The sequence below is a fragment of the Neoaquamicrobium microcysteis genome (genome assembly GCF_008180155.1).
Classification (GTDB): domain Bacteria; phylum Pseudomonadota; class Alphaproteobacteria; order Rhizobiales; family Rhizobiaceae; genus Aerobium; species Aerobium microcysteis.
Genome location: NZ_VSZS01000045.1, coordinates 1 through 19,805, shown reverse-complemented (window position 1 = coordinate 19,805; position 19,805 = coordinate 1). Strand labels below are relative to the sequence as shown.

At 61.9% G+C, this 19,805-nt stretch carries 19 protein-coding genes; 12 read left to right on the top strand and 7 right to left on the bottom strand.

Annotation, left to right across the window (positions count from 1 at the left end; all coding sequences use genetic code 11):
- Positions 1 to 203 precede the first annotated feature (203 nt).
- Positions 204 to 1,415: a class I SAM-dependent methyltransferase gene (locus tag FY036_RS00840; RefSeq protein ID WP_148912830.1), complete on the top strand. Its 1,212-nt coding sequence runs from the start codon at positions 204 to 206 to the stop codon at positions 1,413 to 1,415.
- Positions 1,416 to 1,458: 43 nt separating this feature from the next.
- On the opposite strand, the gene FY036_RS00835 is transcribed toward FY036_RS00840, so the two are convergent.
- Positions 1,459 to 2,121: a cyclase family protein gene (locus tag FY036_RS00835; RefSeq protein ID WP_148912829.1), complete on the bottom strand. Its 663-nt coding sequence runs from the start codon at positions 2,119 to 2,121 to the stop codon at positions 1,459 to 1,461.
- A 154-nt stretch (positions 2,122 to 2,275) separates the two neighbouring features.
- On the opposite strand from FY036_RS00835, the gene FY036_RS00830 reads away from it, so the two are divergent.
- Positions 2,276 to 3,268, top strand: coding sequence for a LysR family transcriptional regulator (locus tag FY036_RS00830; RefSeq protein WP_161601063.1), 993 nt, complete (start codon positions 2,276 to 2,278; stop codon positions 3,266 to 3,268).
- Here FY036_RS00830 and FY036_RS00825 read toward each other — a convergent pair.
- Positions 3,249 to 4,391 (bottom strand): iron-containing alcohol dehydrogenase, encoded by a 1,143-nt coding sequence (locus tag FY036_RS00825; RefSeq protein WP_148912827.1) that lies wholly within the window; start codon positions 4,389 to 4,391, stop codon positions 3,249 to 3,251. The genes FY036_RS00830 and FY036_RS00825 overlap by 20 nt on opposite strands.
- Positions 4,392 to 4,736: 345 nt before the next feature.
- On the opposite strand from FY036_RS00825, the gene FY036_RS00820 reads away from it, so the two are divergent.
- The 6 genes from FY036_RS00820 (at position 4,737) to FY036_RS00795 (ending at position 10,445) form a co-directional block, all read left to right on the top strand.
- Entirely contained in the window at positions 4,737 to 5,174 is a 438-nt protein-coding gene (locus FY036_RS00820) for a PPC domain-containing DNA-binding protein (RefSeq protein WP_235897429.1), read from the top strand.
- Between the two features lie 51 nt (positions 5,175 to 5,225).
- Positions 5,226 to 6,191 (top strand): tripartite tricarboxylate transporter substrate binding protein, encoded by a 966-nt coding sequence (locus tag FY036_RS00815; protein WP_235897427.1) that lies wholly within the window; start codon positions 5,226 to 5,228, stop codon positions 6,189 to 6,191.
- 207 nt (positions 6,192 to 6,398) lie between these two features.
- A complete protein-coding gene (locus FY036_RS00810; protein WP_161601062.1) occupies positions 6,399 to 6,860 on the top strand; it encodes a tripartite tricarboxylate transporter TctB family protein in 462 nt (153 codons plus the stop codon).
- A gap of 17 nt (positions 6,861 to 6,877) precedes the next feature.
- Positions 6,878 to 8,392 (top strand): tripartite tricarboxylate transporter permease, encoded by a 1,515-nt coding sequence (locus tag FY036_RS00805; RefSeq protein ID WP_148912825.1) that lies wholly within the window; start codon positions 6,878 to 6,880, stop codon positions 8,390 to 8,392.
- An 11-nt stretch (positions 8,393 to 8,403) separates the two neighbouring features.
- On the top strand, positions 8,404 to 9,303 hold the full coding sequence (locus FY036_RS00800; protein WP_148912824.1) for an amidohydrolase family protein: 900 nt from the start codon (positions 8,404 to 8,406) through the stop codon (positions 9,301 to 9,303).
- Positions 9,304 to 9,341: 38 nt separating this feature from the next.
- A complete protein-coding gene (locus FY036_RS00795) occupies positions 9,342 to 10,445 on the top strand; it encodes a mandelate racemase/muconate lactonizing enzyme family protein (protein WP_148912823.1) in 1,104 nt (367 codons plus the stop codon).
- Here FY036_RS00795 and FY036_RS00790 read toward each other — a convergent pair.
- Positions 10,427 to 11,905, bottom strand: a complete 1,479-nt coding sequence (locus FY036_RS00790; RefSeq protein WP_148912822.1) for a pyridoxal phosphate-dependent decarboxylase family protein — start codon at positions 11,903 to 11,905, stop codon at positions 10,427 to 10,429. The two genes, FY036_RS00795 and FY036_RS00790, sit on opposite strands and share 19 nt — an antisense overlap.
- 21 nt (positions 11,906 to 11,926) lie before the next feature.
- A complete protein-coding gene (gene cysK / locus FY036_RS00785; RefSeq protein WP_148912821.1) occupies positions 11,927 to 13,012 on the bottom strand; it encodes a cysteine synthase A in 1,086 nt (361 codons plus the stop codon).
- A 92-nt stretch (positions 13,013 to 13,104) separates the two neighbouring features.
- On the opposite strand from cysK, the gene FY036_RS00780 reads away from it, so the two are divergent.
- A complete protein-coding gene (locus FY036_RS00780) occupies positions 13,105 to 15,135 on the top strand; it encodes a tetratricopeptide repeat protein (protein ID WP_148912820.1) in 2,031 nt (676 codons plus the stop codon).
- A gap of 26 nt (positions 15,136 to 15,161) precedes the next feature.
- Here FY036_RS00780 and FY036_RS00775 read toward each other — a convergent pair whose 3' ends face one another.
- The gene (locus FY036_RS00775) at positions 15,162 to 15,389 is read right to left on the bottom strand and encodes a hypothetical protein (RefSeq protein ID WP_148912819.1); all 228 of its coding nucleotides are present in this window, start codon (positions 15,387 to 15,389) and stop codon (positions 15,162 to 15,164) included.
- Between the two features lie 193 nt (positions 15,390 to 15,582).
- Complete coding sequence (locus FY036_RS00770; RefSeq protein WP_148912818.1) at positions 15,583 to 16,680, bottom strand: AI-2E family transporter; 1,098 nt, start codon at positions 16,678 to 16,680, stop codon at positions 15,583 to 15,585.
- Positions 16,681 to 17,036: 356 nt separating this feature from the next.
- Here FY036_RS00770 and FY036_RS00765 point away from each other — a divergent pair, with 356 nt between their 5' ends.
- The 3 genes from FY036_RS00765 to FY036_RS00755 all read left to right on the top strand — a co-directional run bounded on the left by FY036_RS00765 (position 17,037) and on the right by FY036_RS00755 (position 19,430).
- Complete coding sequence (locus FY036_RS00765) at positions 17,037 to 18,014, top strand: SDR family oxidoreductase (RefSeq protein ID WP_148912817.1); 978 nt, start codon at positions 17,037 to 17,039, stop codon at positions 18,012 to 18,014.
- Position 18,015: 1 nt separating this feature from the next.
- A complete protein-coding gene (locus tag FY036_RS00760; RefSeq protein WP_148912816.1) occupies positions 18,016 to 19,059 on the top strand; it encodes a DNA topoisomerase IB in 1,044 nt (347 codons plus the stop codon).
- 140 nt (positions 19,060 to 19,199) lie between these two features.
- Positions 19,200 to 19,430, top strand: coding sequence for a hypothetical protein (locus FY036_RS00755; protein ID WP_148912815.1), 231 nt, complete (start codon positions 19,200 to 19,202; stop codon positions 19,428 to 19,430).
- Between the two features lie 134 nt (positions 19,431 to 19,564).
- On the opposite strand, the gene FY036_RS00750 is transcribed toward FY036_RS00755, so the two are convergent.
- A partial coding sequence (locus FY036_RS00750; RefSeq protein WP_148912814.1) for a DUF2188 domain-containing protein occupies positions 19,565 to 19,805 on the bottom strand: 241 nt, incomplete at its 5' end.

Below are 19,805 nucleotides of genomic sequence, written 5' to 3'. Positions count from 1 at the left end.
ACTCCTAGGCATAAGCTAGGCGTCGCATTTGATGCGGGATCATCGCGGCTAGCGGTCTGTCGCACCTGTTGCACAGCTTCGCTTTGACGTCTGCCGCCATGTAAGCATTGTTTGCGGGACAATTGATATGGCACGCCACACAATGCGATTGTAAGTCGTACCGACAGTAGATAGCTTCGCGCGAAATTCAGGGGAGATTTTCTTTGTCTGTCTCAATTCCAAAAACCGAAATCGCCAATCTACAGAAGGTAGCCGATGCATATGATTGGTTCGATCCGGCCATTGACTACATACTGCGCGAAGTTTTGCAGGCAACGCCTATGATGGGTAATAGGCGGTCGTGGGAATTCGCCATGATTTATCTGGCGCTCCACTGTCATGGCGCGCTTAAGCAGGACAGTCGTGGGCTTGGTCTCGGCGTCGGCACGGAGCGACTGATTTACGCGCTCGCCAATGTGGCCGGCAGCCTTTCAGTGACCGACCTCTATGGTATGGCTGACGGCTGGAAGGGGGTTCAGACGACCAACCCACAAGAGCTCTTACGAAAGAAGGCTCCTTGGCAGGTGGATTTCGATCGCATCACCGCACATGCGATGGATATGCGCGAGATAACTTATCCGGATGAGACCTTCGATTTTGCATGGTCCACGGGGTCCTTTGAGCACATTGGCGGAGATGCAGATTTTGATCGTCATCTAGCAGAGGTGCATCGTGTGCTTAAGCCTGGTGGAATCTATGCGTTTACAACAGTCGTAAATTTTGGACGTGAAACTAACCGCATCCCCCACAATTACTATTTTCATCCTGCGCATTTTGCCGACATACTAAGCCGTTCGCCGCTGGAGCCGTTGCCGGAGTTCGATTGTTCGGTTCGTATCAACGGTCTTAATCGCCCCACGCCCGAGCGCAGCGAGAACTATATGTTCTCTGCCGGAGCCTCGATTATCCACCCCATTGTCGCTTTGCGACGCGGCGTCATAAACAACGCAAATCTTGCGGTTCTAAGAAAGACCGAAAACACTAGCGCGAGAACAAAAGTTGTTGGGTTCGACGAAACGAGCAAGTGGCTTCATACGCAGGCGCAAACCTTCGTAAAGCGGCTTTGGAATGAGCCGCAAATGCTCCGCGTCGATGCGCGTGGTGGCGCGCTGGTGACCCAACCTGAATTCTTCGGAGACGGGAAAGCAGTGTTCCAAGTGGGATTCATGACATCGTCCATCAAGGCGAAGATTGAACTGGTCAGCCGACAGATAGGATATCCGGTTAATCCGAAGGTGGAGAAAACCGTGGACGCGTCGTCCCACCTTGCAACCATAGATTTCACACCGGAAAGCGACCGGATTTATATGGTGAGAATCAGCGGCCCCCAATCGATGCTGGCTAACGACATTGTCGTCCGTGCCATGCATCGATAGTCGTTTGATGCACCGAAGAGTGTAGGTTTTCGCCTAAGCCTCGCTACTCCACCGCGATCACCCGAGCGGGGCAGCCGTCGGAGTCGGGGATGCGAAGAGGCAGGGCGTAGATGGTCGTGCGCGGATTCTTCAGGGCCGCAAAGTTGCACACATATTCGATCAGGATGACGCCGTTTCTCAGCAGCACGTCGTGGGAAACAAACTCTTCGATGTCGGCGACCTCGCCTTTCAGCAGGCGACGGATCGGATAGTCTTGCGGAAAATCGGGGACGAATGCCTTAGGACGCTTCTCCAGCAGCCATTCGCATGCACCGCGGGAGAGATAGGGAGAATCCGTCCAGTACTCCGGGGTGGAGAGGTCGCGCCGCAAATCCCAGCACGTCTTGACGAGAACGATGTCGCCCTCGCGAACATGGTCGGCACGAGCCGCCAGCCGCTCGGCCGTGATCTCCTCATTCGGCTCGATGTCGGAGATGTCTATAACGGCGGCATCGCCGATCGTCGTCTCGAGCGGTACTTCGCTTGATGTTAGCCCGCCGCGCACCATGTGCCGGGGGGAGTCGATATGCGTGTAGCCGTGGACGATCAGCTTGATCCATGTCGTCTGGAAGGAATCGCCCTTCTCGAAGTCACTGGTGAGGCCTCGCTCCATCCCCCATCGAAAGTGCGGCGCGATCGGAACTGACAGATCTATGTAGGTCGGCATGGCGGCTGACGTGCTCCTGTTGAATGCGGAATCTGGCTGGTCTCGCGTCTCGGTTCGCTTCCTGCTCACCACCTCGCCATCGGACCAAGAGAACTGTTTCAATCCGGCCCCATCTCGGTCTAGTGTCGCGTCGGCGGGTGAAGGTGGGGAGCCGATGGACCGGATCGACAAACTCAGAGTGTTTGCAATCGTGGCGCGGGCGGGTTCGTTCTCGGCGGCGGCCAGGCAGGTGAATCTCACGCCGTCGGCTGTCAGCAAGATGATCAACCGGCTGGAGGAAGACGTCGCGGTGGCGTTGTTCGACCGGTCGACCAAGACGCTCTCCCTCACTGTCGAGGGAAGCACGTATCTCGACTGCGTGAACAGGGTTCTGTCCGATCTGGAAGAGACCGAGCGGCAGCTTGCCGAACAGAAGACGGTGCCGCGGGGCAGGCTGCGCATAAGCAGCTCGATCCCGATCGGGGTGCGCCACATCCAGCCGCTCATCCCCAAGTTCAACAGCCAGTTTCCCGACGTCGAGATCGATCTCAACCTGGCCGACAACGTCGTCGACCTTGTCGAACAAAGCATCGACGTAGCGATCCGCGTGGGAGAATCGCAGGATTCCTCGTTCATTGCGCGCAAGCTGTGCAACAGCAGGCGTGTTGTGGCCGCCAGCCCCGACTACATCAGGCGCTTCGGCGCGCCGCGCCGGCCGGAAGAGCTGGTCGAGCACGAATGTCTCAAGTTCAACATGAAGCGCGCGCTGAACGAGTGGCCCTTCCTCATCGATGGCGCGGTGCAGTCCGTCCAGCTCGGCGGGAAATACACGGCAAACAATGGCGAAACGATCCGCCATCTGGCGCTTTCCGGCGTCGGCATAGCCAGGCTCGCGTGGTTCCAGATCGGGCACGATGTCGCCGAAGGACGGCTCGTCCCGCTTCTGGAGGAGTTTCATCCCAACGACATCCAAGGCGTCTACGCGATTTTTTTCGGCCATCGCTTCGTTTCTTCCAGGGTGCGGTCCTTCGTCGATTTCCTGATCGACAATCTGAGCGGCGAGCGCCCGTTCCTCGGTGGGCGCTACTACCGACAGGCATTGGGTTCTCCCGGTGAGGCGGCCGCTCACGCGGCCCGCCTCGCACTGGTCAACGGCGACCCGAGATGACCTCTTCAAGAATGCGCTCGTACTCGACGAGGCTCATGGGGCGCACATTTGTCGCGTGGGAGTGATCTCGCATCGCGGCCTGCGCTATTGTCGGCACGACGTCCGATTTTACCCCGAATTGCCCGATCGTCTGCGGCAATCCCAGCGATACGCTCAGATCGGCGATGTATTCGGCTAGGTCGGCTTGCGGGCCGATGCCAATCGTCTCGCGCAACACAGCGAACTTGTCCGGCGCGGCCTCGCTGCAGTAGCGCAGAACGATGGGCAGGATAGCCGCATTGAGCATCCCGTGATGAAGGGCGACATCGCGCAGGCCGCCCAGCGGATGCGACAGCGCGTGGACGGAGCCTAGCCCTTTTTGGAAGGTCAGCCCTCCTTCCAGCGCGGCCATCATCATTTCCCTCCGCGCACTTCTGTCCGAGCCGTCCTCGTAGGCTCGCCTGATGTTGCGGACGCCGCGCTTCAGCCCGTCCAGAGCGATAGCCTCGGCCGGCGGGTTGAACTTGGGGCTCAGGTAGGTTTCGATACAGTGAGTGATCGCGTCCATGCCGGTTGCTGCCGTCTGCATGGGCGGCAAGCCCAGGGTCATTTCGGGATCGCAGATCGCGAAGGAAGGGATGAGCTTGGGCGAAATCAACCCAAGCTTGCGGCCGTCGCTGAACGAGATGAGCGCTCCGCGTCCGACCTCGCTCCCCGTCCCCGCCGTGGTGGGAATGGCGATCAGCGGCGGCAGCGGATTGACGATGCGAGCCAGCCCGCCCTCAATTACCGCATATCGCTCCAGCGGTTCATGATGGTTGACCAGCAAGGCCACCGCCTTGGCAAGGTCGATGGGAGAGCCGCCGCCGACGGCCACGATACCGTCGCACCCTGCATCCCGATAGAGATCCAGTGCCGAGTAGACTGCTTCCGCGGTGGGGTTCGGTGGCGTCCCGTCGAACACCGGGGCATCGTTTCGCCCGGCTGCCAGCATCGCGCGTTCAAGCAAGCCGGCCGCGACGATACCTGCATCCGTCACGAATAGCGGGTTCTTCACCCCCAGCGTGGCGATATCGCCGGCCAGTGCTTCGACGGCTCCGTCACCAAACCGGATGGAACTCAAATAGGTAATCATATCTGACATCAAGGCGACTCCTCGGCGCTGCGTACACAACCTCGGCGCGCAGCTTTCCCATGTCCGGCTGATTTGCAAGGGCTGCAACGCTCCGTGAGGCTCCGCGGGTGAGGCGACTATAGGAGCGACCAACGAAGGGACCGCCTGAATTTTCCGACAAGGGGCTTTGCCAATTCTTCGCGTTGCCGGTCCCGCGTTCTGTCGTAGCGTCGCCCCTAAGAGAGCCTCGGTTCGCAGTTGCGGCATGCCGTTTGTCTAGGGCCCACCGCCACAGCCCGTCGTTTTCCTGGATAGCAAAGCAAGTTGCCCGGCCACCTCGCATGTGCCGGACGAGAATGAATTGGAGTGAGGTCGTTGGAGAATATCGAAAGCAAGTATGTCGCTACGCCCACCGGCTACCTCATGGTGTTGACCGACAAGAACAACGTCATTGAGGCGCTGAGCGCGCTTGCCGAAAGGGAGAAGATTCCGTCCGCGACGTTTTTCGGCATCGGCTTTGCCGGCGTCGCGACCTTCGGCTTCTACGATTTCGACGACAAGGTCTTCATTCCCAAGACATACAACAACATGGAGCTCGCCAGCTTGACGGGCAGCATTGCCTGGCAAAACGGCAAGCCGTCTATCCACGCCCACGGCACCACCACGGGCGCGGACTATGTGGCCTCGGGCGGCCACATCCTGGACCTCGAAGTCGGGACCGGCTCGATCGAAATCACCATCCTGCGACACGAACAGAAGCTCGAAAGAAAGATCGACCCGGCAATTCAGGCCAACGTGCTGCAGGTGCGTTAGCCAAGCAACGCGTTCGCTGAGGGGCGGGCGCATTTCAATGGGAGGAATGACGTGAAGCTTTTGAAAATCATAGGGGCCGCCACACTCGTCGTGTCAGCCATGACCGGCGCGTCGTGGGCACAGTATCCGGAAAAGGCGATCACCATCATCGTGCCGTGGGCGGCAGGCGGCGGCACGGACGCGGCCGCGCGCATCGTCGGCTCATTGCTCGAGAAGAACCTCGGCCAGCCCGTGCAGGTGGTCAACCGCACGGGCGGCAACGGCGTCGTCGGCCACGCGGCGATCGCGACCGCACGACCCGACGGCTACACGCTCGGGCTTATCACGACCGAGATCAACATGATGCACTGGATGGGCCTGACGGACCTGACCTACGAGGCCTATGCACCGCTGGCCATGATCAATGAAGATCCGGCCGCTGTGATCGTCAGCGCGGAAGCAGGCTGGACCACCCTCGAGGAAATGATCGAGGATATCCGCGCCAATCCCGGCAAGTTCAAGGGTACGGGCACCGGCCTGGGTGGCAGCTGGCATCTTGCGCTGGCAGGCCTTCTCAACAAGGTCGAGGTGCCCTCCGACGCCATGCCATGGATTCCCAGCAAGGGCGCGTCTACGGGTCTTCTCGATGTCGTCGCAGGCGGCGCGGATGTCGCGCCGGTGTCCCTGCCGGAAGCGGCCTCGCTGCTCGAAGCGGGGAAGCTGAAAACCCTGGCCATCATGTCGGGCGAGCGGGCCAAGAACTTTCCCGACATCCCCACCGTCGAGGAAACCATGGGGATCGCATGGAGCCAGGGCGTGTGGCGCGGCATGGTGACACCCAAGGGCGTGGACGAGGAAATCCTCAGCACGCTCGAGGCCGCGCTGGAGAAAGTCTACAACGATCCCGAATATGTCGAGTTCATGGAAAGCCGCGGCTTCGGCCTTCGCTGGATGGACGGACCCACCTTCGGTGCGTTCCTCGGCGAGAGCAACAGTGAACTCGGCGAAGTCCTGAAGGCCATCGGCCTGGCCAAATAGGACGCGCCATCGTCCTCCGACGCGCTGCCGGAGGACGCCGACCTGGCCCATGTCTCCAAAGAAGGTCGAATGGCCGCAAGGCGAGAACATGGCCCATCTCTGACGGGACATTTCCCCGGCATCGGGCCGTTCAATCCTGATGCCGGGGAGCCTGTCCGGCGAGCGACGCAGCGCCTCGCGATACCTTTTCCGCAGCAGGAGGCAAGCATGCGTATGCCAGACCATGTGCTCGGGGCCGTGCTGTTTGCCGCAGCTGCCGCTTACGCGGCCATGGCCATCAATCTGCCTGGCGGCTCGCCTGGGGAGTATGGTCCCGAACTCTTCCCGCTGCTCATCGCAGGCGGCGTGGCGCTATCGAGCATCGTGCTGATGGCGCGCAGGTTTCGCAGCAAGCTTGTACAGGCTTCGGAAGTGGAGCGTCCCAGCCGCAACTGGTTCAACGGGGCGGTCGTGTGCGGGGTGGTCGTCTACTCGATCTTCGCCCTGCCGGTACTCGGCTTCGTGCTGACCATCGGACCGGCGCTGATGATGATTCTCGTCCTGCTCGGCGTCCGCCTGCGCAATGCCGTGATGATCGGTATCGCGGCGACCCTCGCCATCGAGTTCGCGTTCCGAAACGTCCTGCAGGTACCCTTGCCCACCGGGCCGGGTCTGTGGGGATTCATCTAAGGGATTGGAGCCGACCGATGTCCACCCTGCTGGAAGCCTTTCACCTCATCGCGACCTGGGATGTCATCGTCGCCGTTGTCCTGGCTTCGGTGTTCGGCCTGTTCGTCGGGGCGGTTCCGGGCCTGACGGCCACCATGGCCATGGCGATCATGGTGCCTGTTACCTTCGCTCTCGATCCCATTCCCGCCGTAGGCGCGATGGTGGCCTGTTCCGCCATGGCCATCTTTGCCGGCGATATCCCGGCGGTCCTGCTAAGAATGCCAGGGACACCGGCATCTGCCGCCTATGCGCACGAAGGTTATCTGATGACGCGGCGGGGCGAGGCGACCCGCGCGCTCAGCGCGAGCCTCGTCTTTTCCGCGCTCGGCGGTCTTTTCGGAACGGCAGTTCTGATCGTGGCTGCTCCATCGCTCGCTGAGGTCGCGCTCAAATTCTCGTCGTTCGAATATTTCTGGCTCGCCACCCTGGGGCTGACCAGCGCGGCCTTCGTGGCGTCCGATGATCGCGTCAAATCCTTCATCAGCCTGCTGATCGGGCTGGGTGTCGCAACGATCGGCATGGAAAATCCCGCCGGAATGCCGCGCTTCACCTTTGGCAGCATAGAACTGCTGGCGGGCGTGAACTTCGTATCGGCTCTGATCGGTCTTTTCGCCATCTCGGAGGTGCTGCGGAGCGTCATCCATTCGCAGCCGGCGATCCCCAAGGTGGACCTGGCGCGCATCGGCAATCCGCTGCGCGAGGTCGGGGGAATGATCCGGCAATATTGGCGCCAGATGATGCGTGGCAATGTGCTTGGCGTCGTCGTCGGGGTGCTTCCCGGTGCCGGGGCCGACATCGCGTCGTGGATGGCTTATGCCGTTAGCCGCCGCTTCTCGCGCCAGCCCGAAAAGTTCGGAACCGGGCATGTAGAGGGCATCGTGGAAGGCGCATCCGCCAACAACGCGGCGGTCAGCGGCGCCTGGGTGCCGGCGCTGGTCTTTGGCGTGCCCGGCGATTCCATCACCGCCATCGTCGTCGGCGTGCTGTTCATGAAGGGGCTCAATCCCGGCCCGACGCTGTTTCTGGAGAACCCCCAGAACATCTATGCGATCTTCCTGATCTTCATTGCCGCAAACCTGCTCATTCTCCCTCTGGGTTGGGGGGCCATCAGGATCGCGCGGAATATCCTGAACGTCCCGCGCAACGTGCTGATGCCGATCATCCTCGTCTTCTGCATAGTCGGCGCATACGCCAGCAACAACGGCACCTTCACCATCGGTGTCATGCTTGCCTTCGGCGTACTCGGCTACTTCATGGAGGAGAACGGCATACCGATCGCGCCCTGCATCCTCGGGCTGGTGCTGGGCGAACTCGTGGAGAGCAACTTCATCACCTCAATGCTGAAGGCGGACGGTTCCCTGCTCGCATTCTTCGAGCGTCCGATCTCCGGAACGCTGGGCGTGATGACGCTTCTCGTCTGGCTGCTTCCCGTCGTCATCGCGGTCAGGCGCTCCGCCCGTCGCAGGCGGGAGTCCATGCCGGCAAACAACTGAAAGCGCGGACCATGAAGATCATCGACGCACATATGCATTTTTGGGATCTGGAGCAGAACTATCTGCCCTGGCTTTGCGATCCTCGGCCGCTGGAGAACTTTCGCTACGGTGATTATTCCGCGCTGCGGCGCAACTACATGCCGGAGGACTACCGCAAGGATGCGGAAGGCTTCGATGTCGTGGGCGGTGTTTTCGTAGAGACCGAGTGGGACCCTTCGGACCCTCTGGGTGAGATAAGCTGGGTCAAGGGCGTGGCGATGCGGCACGGGCTGCCCTCGGTGGCGGTGGGCCAAGCGTTTCTGGATCGTGTCGACGCGCCGGGCATCCTCGCCGCCTACGGCGCCGACCCGTTCGTCAAGGGGATACGCCACAAGCCCCGCGCCGCGCCACGGCCGGATGCCGTGGAGGCAGGGGCGAGGGGATCGATGGGCGATCCTGTATGGCGGCAGGGTTACCGCCACCTCGGGCGCAACGGGCTGAGCTTCGACCTGCAAACGCCGTGGTGGCATCTTGGCGAGGCACGCGCGCTGGCCGACGACTTCGGCGACACGGTCATCATCCTCAATCACACGGGGTTGCCGGCCGATCGCTCGCCGGAAGGCATCTCCGCTTGGCGCAGTGCACTGCGGCTGCTGGCAGGCGCGCCCAATGTGCGGATCAAGATTTCCGGCATCGGCATTCCGGGTCAGGACTGGCTTGTCGAGGCAAACCGCGAGGTCGTGCTGACAGCCATCGAAATATTCGGTACCGGCCGGGCGATGTTCGCTTCCAACTTTCCCGTCGACAGTCTGGTTGCCCGCTACCGCGACATCTTCAACGGTTTCGATGTGATCACGTCGGACCTTACCGGCGACGAGCGAGACGATCTGTTCTGGCGCACGGCGTCGCGAACGTATGGCGTCGCAGTCTAGGCCGCCCTTCTGAACTTCCCACAAACAGGAAACCTGAGATGAAGATCACGGACATTTCGGTCACGCGCTACGGCGGCGATGTCGAGGGCACATATATCGGTGAAGTGCTGATCGTGCATCTGAGCACCGACCGGGAGATCACCGGCATCGGCTTCACGTCTGCGCCCAAGGGGATGGGCGGGATATTTCAGGAGTTGCTGCGCACCTTCCTTGCCGATGCGGTGATCGGGCAGGACCCTCGCTTGCACGACGATCTGTGGAACAGGATGTTCCGCGCCATTCCGCGCCGCGGCGGGGAGGGGTTCGTACGCCTGTGCATGTCTGCGATCGACTTCGCGCTATGGGACATCAAGGCCAAAATGATCGACGCGCCGGTATCGACATTGCTGGGTGGGCATCGCCCGATGATCCCCACCTATGCCAATTGTGCGCATCACCTCGCGCCCGACGCGCTTGCCCGGCGGGCTGCGGAATATGTCGACAAGGGGCATCGCGCTCTCAAAATCAGGGGATCGCTCACCCATGTCAGCATCGAGGAGGCGACGGCGCGGGTGCGTGCGGTGCGCGAGGCGATCGGTGCCGACGTCAAACTGATGGTCGATGTCAACGGAACGTGGGATGTGGACACCGCCATCCAGCAGTTGAAGGCCTGGGAGCCCTATGACGTCTACTGGCTGGAAGAGCCGGTGCAGCCCGAAGACATTCAGGGCTACCGGCGGGTCAAGGCCAATGCCGGCAGCACCTATGTTGTCGGCGGAGAGCAGAACACGGGCCTGACCGAGTTCCAGTCGCTGATCGACGATGCCGGCATCGACATCATACAGCCCAACGCCGCGCTGACGGGGGGGATCACGGACTGGCTGCGCATCCACGCTTATGCCACGGCGCGGGGCGTGCCGATATCGCCGTGGAACCTCCAGATGGTCCATCTGCACATGGCCGCAGGCCTGCCGAACGTGAAATGGGTGGAATACTTCATGCCCGACAATGCGTTGCTCGGCATCCAGACGAGGCTGTTTACGGGGCCTTCGATCGAGGAGGTAGTGACGCCCGAAGGCATTTTCCTCAAGGCGCCCGCAGCGCCGGGTCTGGGCCTTACGCTCGACCCGGAGATGGCCGAGCGTCATTTGATCGCGAACTGAAGCCTGTCGCCGCGTTGCAAGACTTCCGCGACCAGCAAATCGATATCCTCGTGCCGCGTGCGGTGATTGCAGATGGCTGCACGCAGGCAGTGCCGGCCGCGCAGAGTGGTGTCGGACAGGACGGCCACACCCTCTTCCTGTAGCTGGAGCATGATCTCCGCGTTCAGCGCCTTGAGGCCTGCCTCGTCCAGTCCACCCGGATCGTAGCGGAAGCAGACGATGTTGATCGTCGTCGGGGCCATGAGAGAAAGCCTTGGTTCCGCCTCGATGATCCGCGTGAGATAGTGAGCCTGGTCGATGTTCTGGTCGATCAGGCGGCCAAACTTCTCGACGCCGTGCTCTTTGAGCGTCATCCAGACCTTGAGCGCGCGGAACCCACGCGAGGTCTGGAGGCCGTATTCGTGCAACCATTCGCCGGAGGCCAGGCCACGCGAGGCCGATTCCAGATATTCGGGCATCGTTGCGAAGGTGGCCCGATGCGCGGCCGCATCCTTGACGAGGCAGCAGCCCACGTCGAAAGGTGCGTGCAGCCATTTATGCGGGTCGAGAGCCAGTGAGTCTGCGCGGTTCAACCCGGCGACGAGCGACCGGTGTAGCGGCGCTATCGCGATCAGCGCACCGATGCAGCCATCGACGTGAAACCAGAGCTTCTGCTCGGCCGCCAGATCGGCCAACGCCTCCAGGTCGTCGATGGCGCCCGTGTTTACGGCTCCGGCATTGGCAATGATGCATGCCGGGCGCAGCCCGGCGGCCCGATCCTCCTCGATCGCGCGTCTCAGTGCGGGAACATCAATGCGGAAACCTGCGTCGGTTTCTATCCGCCGTAGCGCGCGGTTGCCGAGGCCCAGCGTCTCTACGGCCTTGCGATGGCAGCTGTGGATCTGGTCGGACCCGTAGAAGCGCAGCGGCGGGGCAGCTGAGACGCCGAATTCGCGGAGATCTATGCCGGACATGACGTTGCGCGCGATGGTCAGCCCGATCAGGTTGGCGACCGAGCCGCCGCTGGTCAGCGTACCGCTCGCCGTCTCAGGGAGCCCGACCATATGCTTGCACCAGTCCACCACCTGCCGGTCGACGAGAGCGGCGGCATGGTCGCCGCCGCCCAGGTTTGATCCCTGTATCGCGGCCAGAAAGTCCGCGAACGCCCCGGTCAGATTGCCCGATCCCATGTACCAGGCCCAGAAACGCGGATGCACATTGCCCATGGGGTAGGGCATCACGTCTCGCGCAACCGCCGCCAGAACCGCGTCGAGCGGTTCTGGATGCAGGGGAAGCGGCTCGCGAAAACGAGATCGAACCTCGGAGGGCATTTCCTGCCAGACGGGGCGCTGGCGAACATCGCGCAGGTGGACGACTGCGTCGTCCACGAGGCGATGGGCAATCCGCTGAATGCCCTTCCAGTCGTCCGGATCGAGCGTTTCTTCCGCTGCGGCATATGCGGGCTTGGGCTTCGCGTCCATGACCTGCCTCGCTTGGCCGCCTCAGGCGGCGAACTGGAAGCCGGGCGTCGAGCGGGACAGGGCGAGTTCTTCCTCGTCCATCTCGGTTTCGATACCTTCGAAAAGCGGCGTCGAAAGATAACGTTCGCCGGTGTCGGGCAGCATGCACAGGATGACCGAGCCTCTTGGTGCCTTTTCCGCCACCTGACGGGCCACCGCGAATGTCGCGCCGCCCGAGATGCCGGCGAAGATGCCTTCACGACGCGCCAGTTCCCTCGTCCACTTGATCGCCTCCGGACCCGCTATCGGCATCACCTCGTCATACAGCCGGCCATCGACCGCCTCCTGAAGCACGTTGGGGATGAAGTCTGGCGTCCAGCCCTGGATCGGATGCGGTTCGAACGCGGGGTGCGTGGCCGCTGGCGCACCGCCGGGACCGCGCTGCTGTATCTCGCCACTGCCCAGAAGCTGCGCATTCGCAGGCTCGCTCAGGACGATCCGCACCTCCGGACGCTCCTTGCGTAGCAAGCGGCCGACTCCGGTGACTGTACCGCCGGTGCCGTATCCGGTGACGAAGTAATCCAGCCGGGAATTGGCGAAGTCGCCGAGGATCTCGCTTGCCGTGGTCGATTCGTGGATGGCCGCGTTGGCTTCCGTCTCAAACTGACGGGCGAGGAACCACCCGTTGGCGTCGGCCAGTTCCACGGCCTTCTGGTACATGCCGAAGCCTTTGAGTGCGCGCGGTGTCAACACGACTTTCGCGCCCAGCATCCGCATCAGCCTCCGCCTTTCGATGGAGAAGCTGTCGGCCATCGTCACCACCAGGGGGTAGCCTTTCTGCGCGCATACGATCGCCAGCCCTATGCCGGTGTTGCCGCTGGTCGCTTCAATCACCGTCTGGCCCGGCTTCAGCAGGCCGCGACGTTCGGCGTCCTCAATGATGTTGAGCGCAAGGCGATCCTTCACCGATCCGGCGGGATTGAAGAATTCGGCCTTTACGTAGATCGTCGCGTGCTCGACGCCCAGATTGTTGATCCGGATGGTGGGCGTATCGCCGACCGTATCCAGAATACTATCGTATAGCCTGCCCCTACCGGCGGTCGTACGAATGCTACTGTTGCGTTCCATGTCTGATCTCCAGTTGAACTGATGCCATCGGCTGTTTGCGGTGGTAATATCTGGGCGAGGGTGCGGGCGTTGTCGGAAGCGTGGTAACGCGCATGGAAATCTCCATTCCTCCTGAGCAGGCCTCGCCCGGCGTCCTCCGCGTGCGGATGTTCGGTCCGCTTTGCGTCATGCGCAACGAAGCTTCCGTTGATCTGCCGCCATCGCGCAAGGTGCGCGCGCTTCTTGCCTATCTTGCGCTGGCCGCGCATCCCGTCTCGCGCAGCAGGCTGTGCGAACTGCTGGGCGACGTGCCGAACGACCCAAGGGGGGAGCTGCGCTGGTGCCTGAGCAAGCTGCGTGCGGTGCTCGACGAACCGGGTCGCAACCGCTTGACCGCGAGAGGCGAGCTTATATCGCTCGATTTGGGAGACTGCCGGGCAGATGCCCTACAGGTCGAGATGGCCATGCGCAGCGGGTTGGCTGCCTTGGATAGGGTGACGGTGGAGGAGTTGTGCGCGCTCATACTCGGCGAATTTCTGGAAGGGCTGGATCTCAACAGGAGCCCTCAGCTCGACCAGTGGGTCGCTGCGCAACGCCGGCGATACCGAAGCTTTCATGCAGCCCTGCTGGAACGGATGGTCGAGTTGCTGCCGGAACACCCGCATATCCTGCGGCCTCACGCTGAGCGATGGGCAGAGATTTCACCATTCGAAGCGAGGGCACAGAGGCTCCTGCTGAAGACGTTGCTCGGTTGCGGCATGCCGGGCGAGGCCGAACATCATTTTGCTGCGGTCGTCCGCCTGTTCGAGGGAGAGGGGATCGACCCGGCCGAAATCCGCCAAGCGTGGCGGGAGCTTCGAAAACCCACGGTGGCGGCTGCGGCCCTTCCTACAGGTGCCCGCCAATCGGACAACGCCGACAGGGCGGAGTCTTCGCAAATTGACCGTGCCGCCTCGGCGGGACGTGCGTCGCTGGCGGTGATGCCTTTCTTCCAGATCGGCGATCAGGACGGCCAAAGCCGGCTGACCCATGGCCTTACGCATGACATCATCACGCGGCTCGCCAAGCTGCGAAACCTCTTCATCATCGCCAGCGGTTCGGTGTTTACCCTGGCCGAGCAGGGCATCGCGCCCGCCGAAGCGGCAACGCGTCTCAATGTCGATTACTATGCCAGCGGCACGCTGCGGCATGTCGAGGGCCTGTCGCAAGTATCGGTCGAACTCGTGGAAACCGCCACGGCCCGCATCGTATGGTCGGAGGAATTCGAGACCGTGCGGGACGAAACCTTTCTCGTGCTCGACGACATCGGCGACCGGATCGTCGCCTCGATCGCCAGCGAGATCGAAATGGCCGAACGCAACCGCGCCATCCTCAAGCCGCCCAATTCCCTTAACGCCTGGGAGGCATATCACCGCGGGCTCTGGCACATGTACCGCTTCACCAAGACGGACAACGACCGCGCCCAGCAGTTCTTCAGGCAAGCGAGCGAGACCGACCCCACCTTCGCGCGCGCCTATAGCGGCCTGTCCTTCACGCACTGGCAGAACGCCTTTCAGCATTGGCAGGATCGCGAGCGGGAGACAGCCCTGGCTTTCGAGACGGCGGGCCGCAGCCTGATGGCGGACGAGCACGACCCGGCCGCGCACTGGGCGATGGGGCGGGCGCTTTGGCTGCGCCAACGGCCTGATCAGGCGGTGGCCGAGCTTGAACGCGCCGTCGATCTCAGCCCGAATTTCGCGCTCGGGCACTATGCCCTGTCATTCGTTCAGTCGCAGTCGGGCGATCCATCGGCAGCCATCGCCTCGTCGGATCACTCGCGCAGCCTCAGCCCGTTCGACCCACTGTTGTTCGGCATGCTGGGCGCGCGCGCCATGGCCCATGTGCGGTTGCGGCAATTCGACGAGGCAGCCGACTGGGCGGTCAAGGCAGCTGCACGCCCTAACGCACACATCATCATTCTGGCCATCGCGGCCCATTGTCTGGTGCTGGCGGGACGGGTCGATGAAGCGAAGACGTTCGTGGCCCTGATCCGGCAAACGATACCGGGCTATCGCAGCGCCGATTTTCTGGAGACGTTCCGCTTCGACACCGACGCAGAGATGTTGTTTCGCAAGGCTGGTGCACATCTCGAGCTGCCTGGCTGAGCGCCATGCAGGGTATTGTGGGCCTTCTACGCGCTTCTCGGCAGGTCGAAATCGACCGAATGCCCGTAGCGAACGACCCAGGCGGCAACGATGTTCGCCACATCGCTGTCAGTGTGGGTCATGTCGGGAGCGACCATACGAATGGCCCGCACGGCGGCGGTCATCGAAACAGGCCCGGCGCCCTCGCGTCGGGAGCGAGCATAGTCTTCTGCCAGTGCCTCGATTGAGCGTGAACGAGATTCGCTGATGGCCATGGCCGCCTCCTTTCGGGAGGTCAGGGCGAAAGCAAGATGGGCCGCTCACAGCCGACAGCGCCCTTTACATTCGCTGTCGGTACATCTGTGTACGCCCGATGGGCGTGACGTGTCATTGTACTATGACGTAGCGCGAGGCTTTTCCCGGCTGGCTGCGGCGATGTTCAAGCCACGTCGATTGGCGTCGCTAGCGCTATCTGGGGTCGATGGGCTCGGCGTTTGTTGCGGCTTTGGCCATCGTCGCACGCGACTGATCCTGCACGAAAAGCGACCAGACCGCGACGAACAGTGCTGCGATGAGGGGACCGATCACAAACCCGTTGAGGCCGAAGAGTGCCAACCCCCCGAGCGTGGAAACCAGTATGACGTAGTCCGGCAATCTGGTGCCGGCACCGACAAGCGGAGGCCGTAGCAAATTGTCGATCATGCTGATGACGAGAGCGCCGACCGCGATGAGGATGAAGCCTTTGGTATATTGGCCCGACAGCATGAGGTAGGCTGCAGCAGGCCCCCAGACCAGGAAAGCGCCCACGGCCGGTAGCAGTGACAGGATCGCCATCAGGACACCCCACAGAAGCGCCGCCTCGATGCCTAGTGCCCAGAACGTTATCCCGCCGATGGTGCCCTGGATGGCTGCGATAATCACATTGCCCTTGACCGTAGCTTTTACCACCGCGCTGAACTTGCCGAGGATATAGTCGGTATGATGAGCGCTCAGCGGGCTTGCCCGACGGATGGTGACCGCCAGTTGTGGCCCGTCCCTGAAGAGGAAGAAGAGAACGTAGAGCATCACGCCGACACTGACGAAGAACTGGGCCGTGCCCTGACCGATCGAGAGCGCGCGGCTTGCCACGACCTGTGCCGCCTGAGCCAGGAAGGACGTCAGCCGTTCCTGTACATCCTGCAGGCTTTCCACGTTGAAGGAGGACAGGGCATCTCCGACGAAAGCCGGCAAGGATGCGCGGATGGCCTCAAGGCCCTTCGCGAGGTCGAAATTGCTCTGTCCGACCCTTTCATAGAGCGCGGCAGCTTCCTGGGCGAACGCGGCGATGACGATCGACCCCGGAATAATCACGATGAACACGCAGGCCAGCAGGCTTATCCCGGCCGCCAGATTCCTGCGTCCGCCAAGGCGCCGCAAGAGCACCCGATGCAACGGATTGAACAGGATCGCCAGTATTATGGCCCATAGCAGGGCACCGTAGAACGGCCAAAGCAGCCATGCGAAAGCCACGCTCGTAATGACCACGACGGCGATAAAGCTGGTTCTCTGGACCGCGGGCGTCGACATGATCGGATCCACTATAGCGAGGTGGGCGCATCAACTGATGCGCGACTGCAACGAAGGGCGTAGCATCGGTCTTATACATACACCACAGTTTGTCTGGGCCGAACGGCAGAGATGACCGCCAGTGGGATTATCGTTCCTTGCCTAGCAAACCGCCAGATGGGATGCTTTGCCGAGCCCTTTCGCGAAGTGGTCGCGTCTGCAGCTTCAGCCTCCATCGCAACGAAGGACGCGGCGTAGTTTACGCTTGTGCTTGGTCGGTCCCATAGAGGGCCTGCTCGAAAGCTGTTTCCTGCCGAGAGACGGGAACATCTCGTCCGTGCGTTGGTTGCTTGTGATTGCAATCCGTGGAGCACGTCATGGACAAGGAAAAGCACTCCGAACGGGCGCGCGATGCCGAGCGAGATCAGCGTCGGATCCAGGCGGAAGTAGACCGGCAAGACGGCAGGAAGCGTGACGACCACACCGGCGCTATGCAGGCTGGAGCGCGGCTCTATCCTGTGCCGCCTTTCCCCAAGCAGCATCAATCCAAACCCGGTGACGAAGCAGCACTCGATCCCGCGCCGATGTACGACGCGCCATTCTGGCGCGGGTCCGGCAAGCTGGAAGGCAAGACTGCGCTGATCACCGGCGGCGATTCAGGCATTGGTCGGGCGGTTGCAGTGCTGTTCGCGCGGGAAGGCGCGGACGTTGCGATCTCCTATCTCAGCGAGGACAAGGATGCGAAGGAAACGCAACGAGCCATCGAGAAGGAGGGCCGCAGGTGTCTTCTGCTGCCAGGCGACGTCACGAGCGAGGACTATTGCCGAGAGACCGTCGATGCGGTGGTGGCCGAACTGGGGCAACTCGACATTCTGGTCAACAACGCGGCGTTCCAGTACCACGCAGCCGGGCTTGAGGAACTCTCGACCGAGCACTTCGACACGACGCTGAAGACCAATCTGTACGGCTATTTCTTCATGGTGCGCGAAGCGGTCAGGCACATGCGGTCGGGCGCGTCGATCATTAACACTGGTTCCATAACGGGGATAGACGGCAGCGCCCAGCTGCTCGACTATTCGATGACGAAGGGCGGCATCCACGCCTTCACGCGGGCGCTTTCGGCCAATCTCGTCAGCAAGGGCATCCGCGTCAACGCGGTTGCACCCGGCCCGGTGTGGACGCCCCTCAACCCGTCCGAGCGTCCGCCGGAACAGGTCGCCGAGTTTGGCGCAAAGACACCCATGAAGCGGCCTGCGCAGCCAGAAGAGATCGCGCCGGCCTATGTCTTCTTCGCCTCGCCGCAATGCTCCAGCTACATCACCGGCGAGATCTTGCCGGTCATCGGCGGCTATTGACATGCTGGACCGCGTGAAAGCCTCGGCCACTGCCGCAGCCGCGCGGGCCGACCTCGTCTATGTCAACGACGGCGAGCGGGGCTATGTCCGGCGGCGTGCAGGCAAAGGCTTCAGCTATGCGGACAGCAGAGGGAAGGCTGTCGACAAAATAACCACTGCGCGCATAAAGGCGTTGGCCATACCCCCGGCATGGTCCGATGTATGGATTTGTGCGGACGCCGCCGGCCACATCCAGGCGACTGGCCGGGATCAGCGTGGGCGAAAACAGTATCGTTACCACCCGGCGTGGACGGCATGCAGAGACGAAGCGAAGTTTTCGAGCCTGGCGTCCTTTGCTCACGCCCTTCCAGCATTGCGGCACCGTGTTGAAGCCGATCTGCGTCGGCGCGGTCTTCCTCGCGACCGGGTCGTTGCCTCCGTCGTCTGGCTTCTCGACAATACCTTGATCCGCATCGGCAACGACATCTATGCGCAGGAAAACAAGAGCTTCGGCCTCACGACGCTGCGCTCGCGTCACCTTGATATCCAAGGTTCCAGCCTGCGCTTCACATTCAAGGGCAAATCCGGGCAGGAATGGAAGCTGAAGCTCGCCGACCGGCGCATCGCCCGGATCGTCCGCGCCATTCAGGACCTGCCGGGGCAACACCTCTTCCAGTATATCGACGAGCAGGGCGCACGCCGCGAGGTGAGTTCGCATGACGTCAACGCGTATATTCAGGAGGCTATCGGCCAGGAATACAGTTCGAAGCACTTCCGCACCTGGGGCGCCAGCGTGTTCGCTGCAATGCAGCTTGCAGATACACCGCTGCCGGAAACGAAGCGCGCGCAAGCAATGGCGCTCAATGCCGTGCTCGACCGTGTAGCCGGCCGGCTTCGCAACACACGAGCCGTATGCCGCCGCTGCTACGTCCACCCCGCAATCGTCGATGCCTGGCTCGACGGGACGCTTCAGCAACAGATTTCTGCCGTCCGAAAACGGACAAGGCGTCCGTTCAAAGGCCTCGACGTCGCTGAATCGACCTTCCTGAGATGGCTGAAGGCGTAAGCCTCGAGCAATATCCCCATTGCGAGTATGCAGTGCACGCCGGAAGACCGATAATGCTGATGGGCATGCGCAGTCTTGCAGTAGGTCAATCCGCCAACGTGTGCTAGCCGGTCAGTTTAACAAGCGAAGGAGTACACCCCGTGAGCGAGCCGACCGTGTCCGAAGCAATCGAAAACATCTATGCATCGCTAAAGTTGGACAATGCCGACATCGACCGACATATAGCGAGCCTCAAGCTGGCGCTGGCCCGGGAGGGCACCAAAGAGGCCGTTTTTGATCCGTCCAAGCTGGCACAGAACAACCGTTCGGGACGCAAGATGATGCAGGCCTATTTTCGGCAGCGCGGCGTGAGCGTGAAGTTCTCAGCTTAGCGGGGCCCGCGCCGTCAATGCCTATGTCGGCGACCGACAGCACCAACGCACCAACCGCCAACCTCAGTCATCCCTCGCATTCCAGCGCACTGGGCCTCAAGACCCAGATGCGTGATCATGATCGCAGCGGCCTGTCAGCCGATGACTTTTGGCTGTGGCCTGTCGCCGGCTCGGGAGAGTTCGGCGTGCCAGTGTCCGGTCTCGTCTTCCCAGACGATGCCCGTGGTTTCGCCCGGCCGCAACTGCTTGCAGGCCGCCCGCCGTGCCGCGCCGAAGGCCGCGTCATGGCTGGGAAACGTCTCGGAATAGGTCCCGTCCACCCGATAGGCCCAGCCGCCGTCGTGTTCGACGATCCGATACTTCACATCGTTCATT

What these genes read in the sequence shown, in the direction of transcription:
- FY036_RS00805 (WP_148912825.1), top strand. Translation starts at nt 6,878, where the DNA reads ATGTCCACCCTGCTGGAAGCCTTTCACCTCATCGCGACCTGGGATGTC.
- FY036_RS00765 (WP_148912817.1), top strand. Translation starts at nt 17,037, where the DNA reads ATGGACAAGGAAAAGCACTCCGAACGGGCGCGCGATGCCGAGCGAGAT.
- cysK (WP_148912821.1), bottom strand. Translation starts at nt 13,012, where the DNA reads ATGGAACGCAACAGTAGCATTCGTACGACCGCCGGTAGGGGCAGGCTA.
- FY036_RS00825 (WP_148912827.1), bottom strand. Translation starts at nt 4,391, where the DNA reads ATGTCAGATATGATTACCTATTTGAGTTCCATCCGGTTTGGTGACGGA.
- FY036_RS00760 (WP_148912816.1), top strand. Translation starts at nt 18,016, where the DNA reads ATGCTGGACCGCGTGAAAGCCTCGGCCACTGCCGCAGCCGCGCGGGCC.
- FY036_RS00790 (WP_148912822.1), bottom strand. Translation starts at nt 11,905, where the DNA reads ATGGACGCGAAGCCCAAGCCCGCATATGCCGCAGCGGAAGAAACGCTC.
- FY036_RS00780 (WP_148912820.1), top strand. Translation starts at nt 13,105, where the DNA reads ATGGAAATCTCCATTCCTCCTGAGCAGGCCTCGCCCGGCGTCCTCCGC.
- FY036_RS00835 (WP_148912829.1), bottom strand. Translation starts at nt 2,121, where the DNA reads ATGCCGACCTACATAGATCTGTCAGTTCCGATCGCGCCGCACTTTCGA.
- FY036_RS00795 (WP_148912823.1), top strand. Translation starts at nt 9,342, where the DNA reads ATGAAGATCACGGACATTTCGGTCACGCGCTACGGCGGCGATGTCGAG.
- FY036_RS00810 (WP_161601062.1), top strand. Translation starts at nt 6,399, where the DNA reads ATGCGTATGCCAGACCATGTGCTCGGGGCCGTGCTGTTTGCCGCAGCT.
- FY036_RS00775 (WP_148912819.1), bottom strand. Translation starts at nt 15,389, where the DNA reads ATGGCCATCAGCGAATCTCGTTCACGCTCAATCGAGGCACTGGCAGAA.
- FY036_RS00770 (WP_148912818.1), bottom strand. Translation starts at nt 16,680, where the DNA reads ATGTCGACGCCCGCGGTCCAGAGAACCAGCTTTATCGCCGTCGTGGTC.
- FY036_RS00800 (WP_148912824.1), top strand. Translation starts at nt 8,404, where the DNA reads ATGAAGATCATCGACGCACATATGCATTTTTGGGATCTGGAGCAGAAC.
- FY036_RS00830 (WP_161601063.1), top strand. Translation starts at nt 2,276, where the DNA reads ATGGACCGGATCGACAAACTCAGAGTGTTTGCAATCGTGGCGCGGGCG.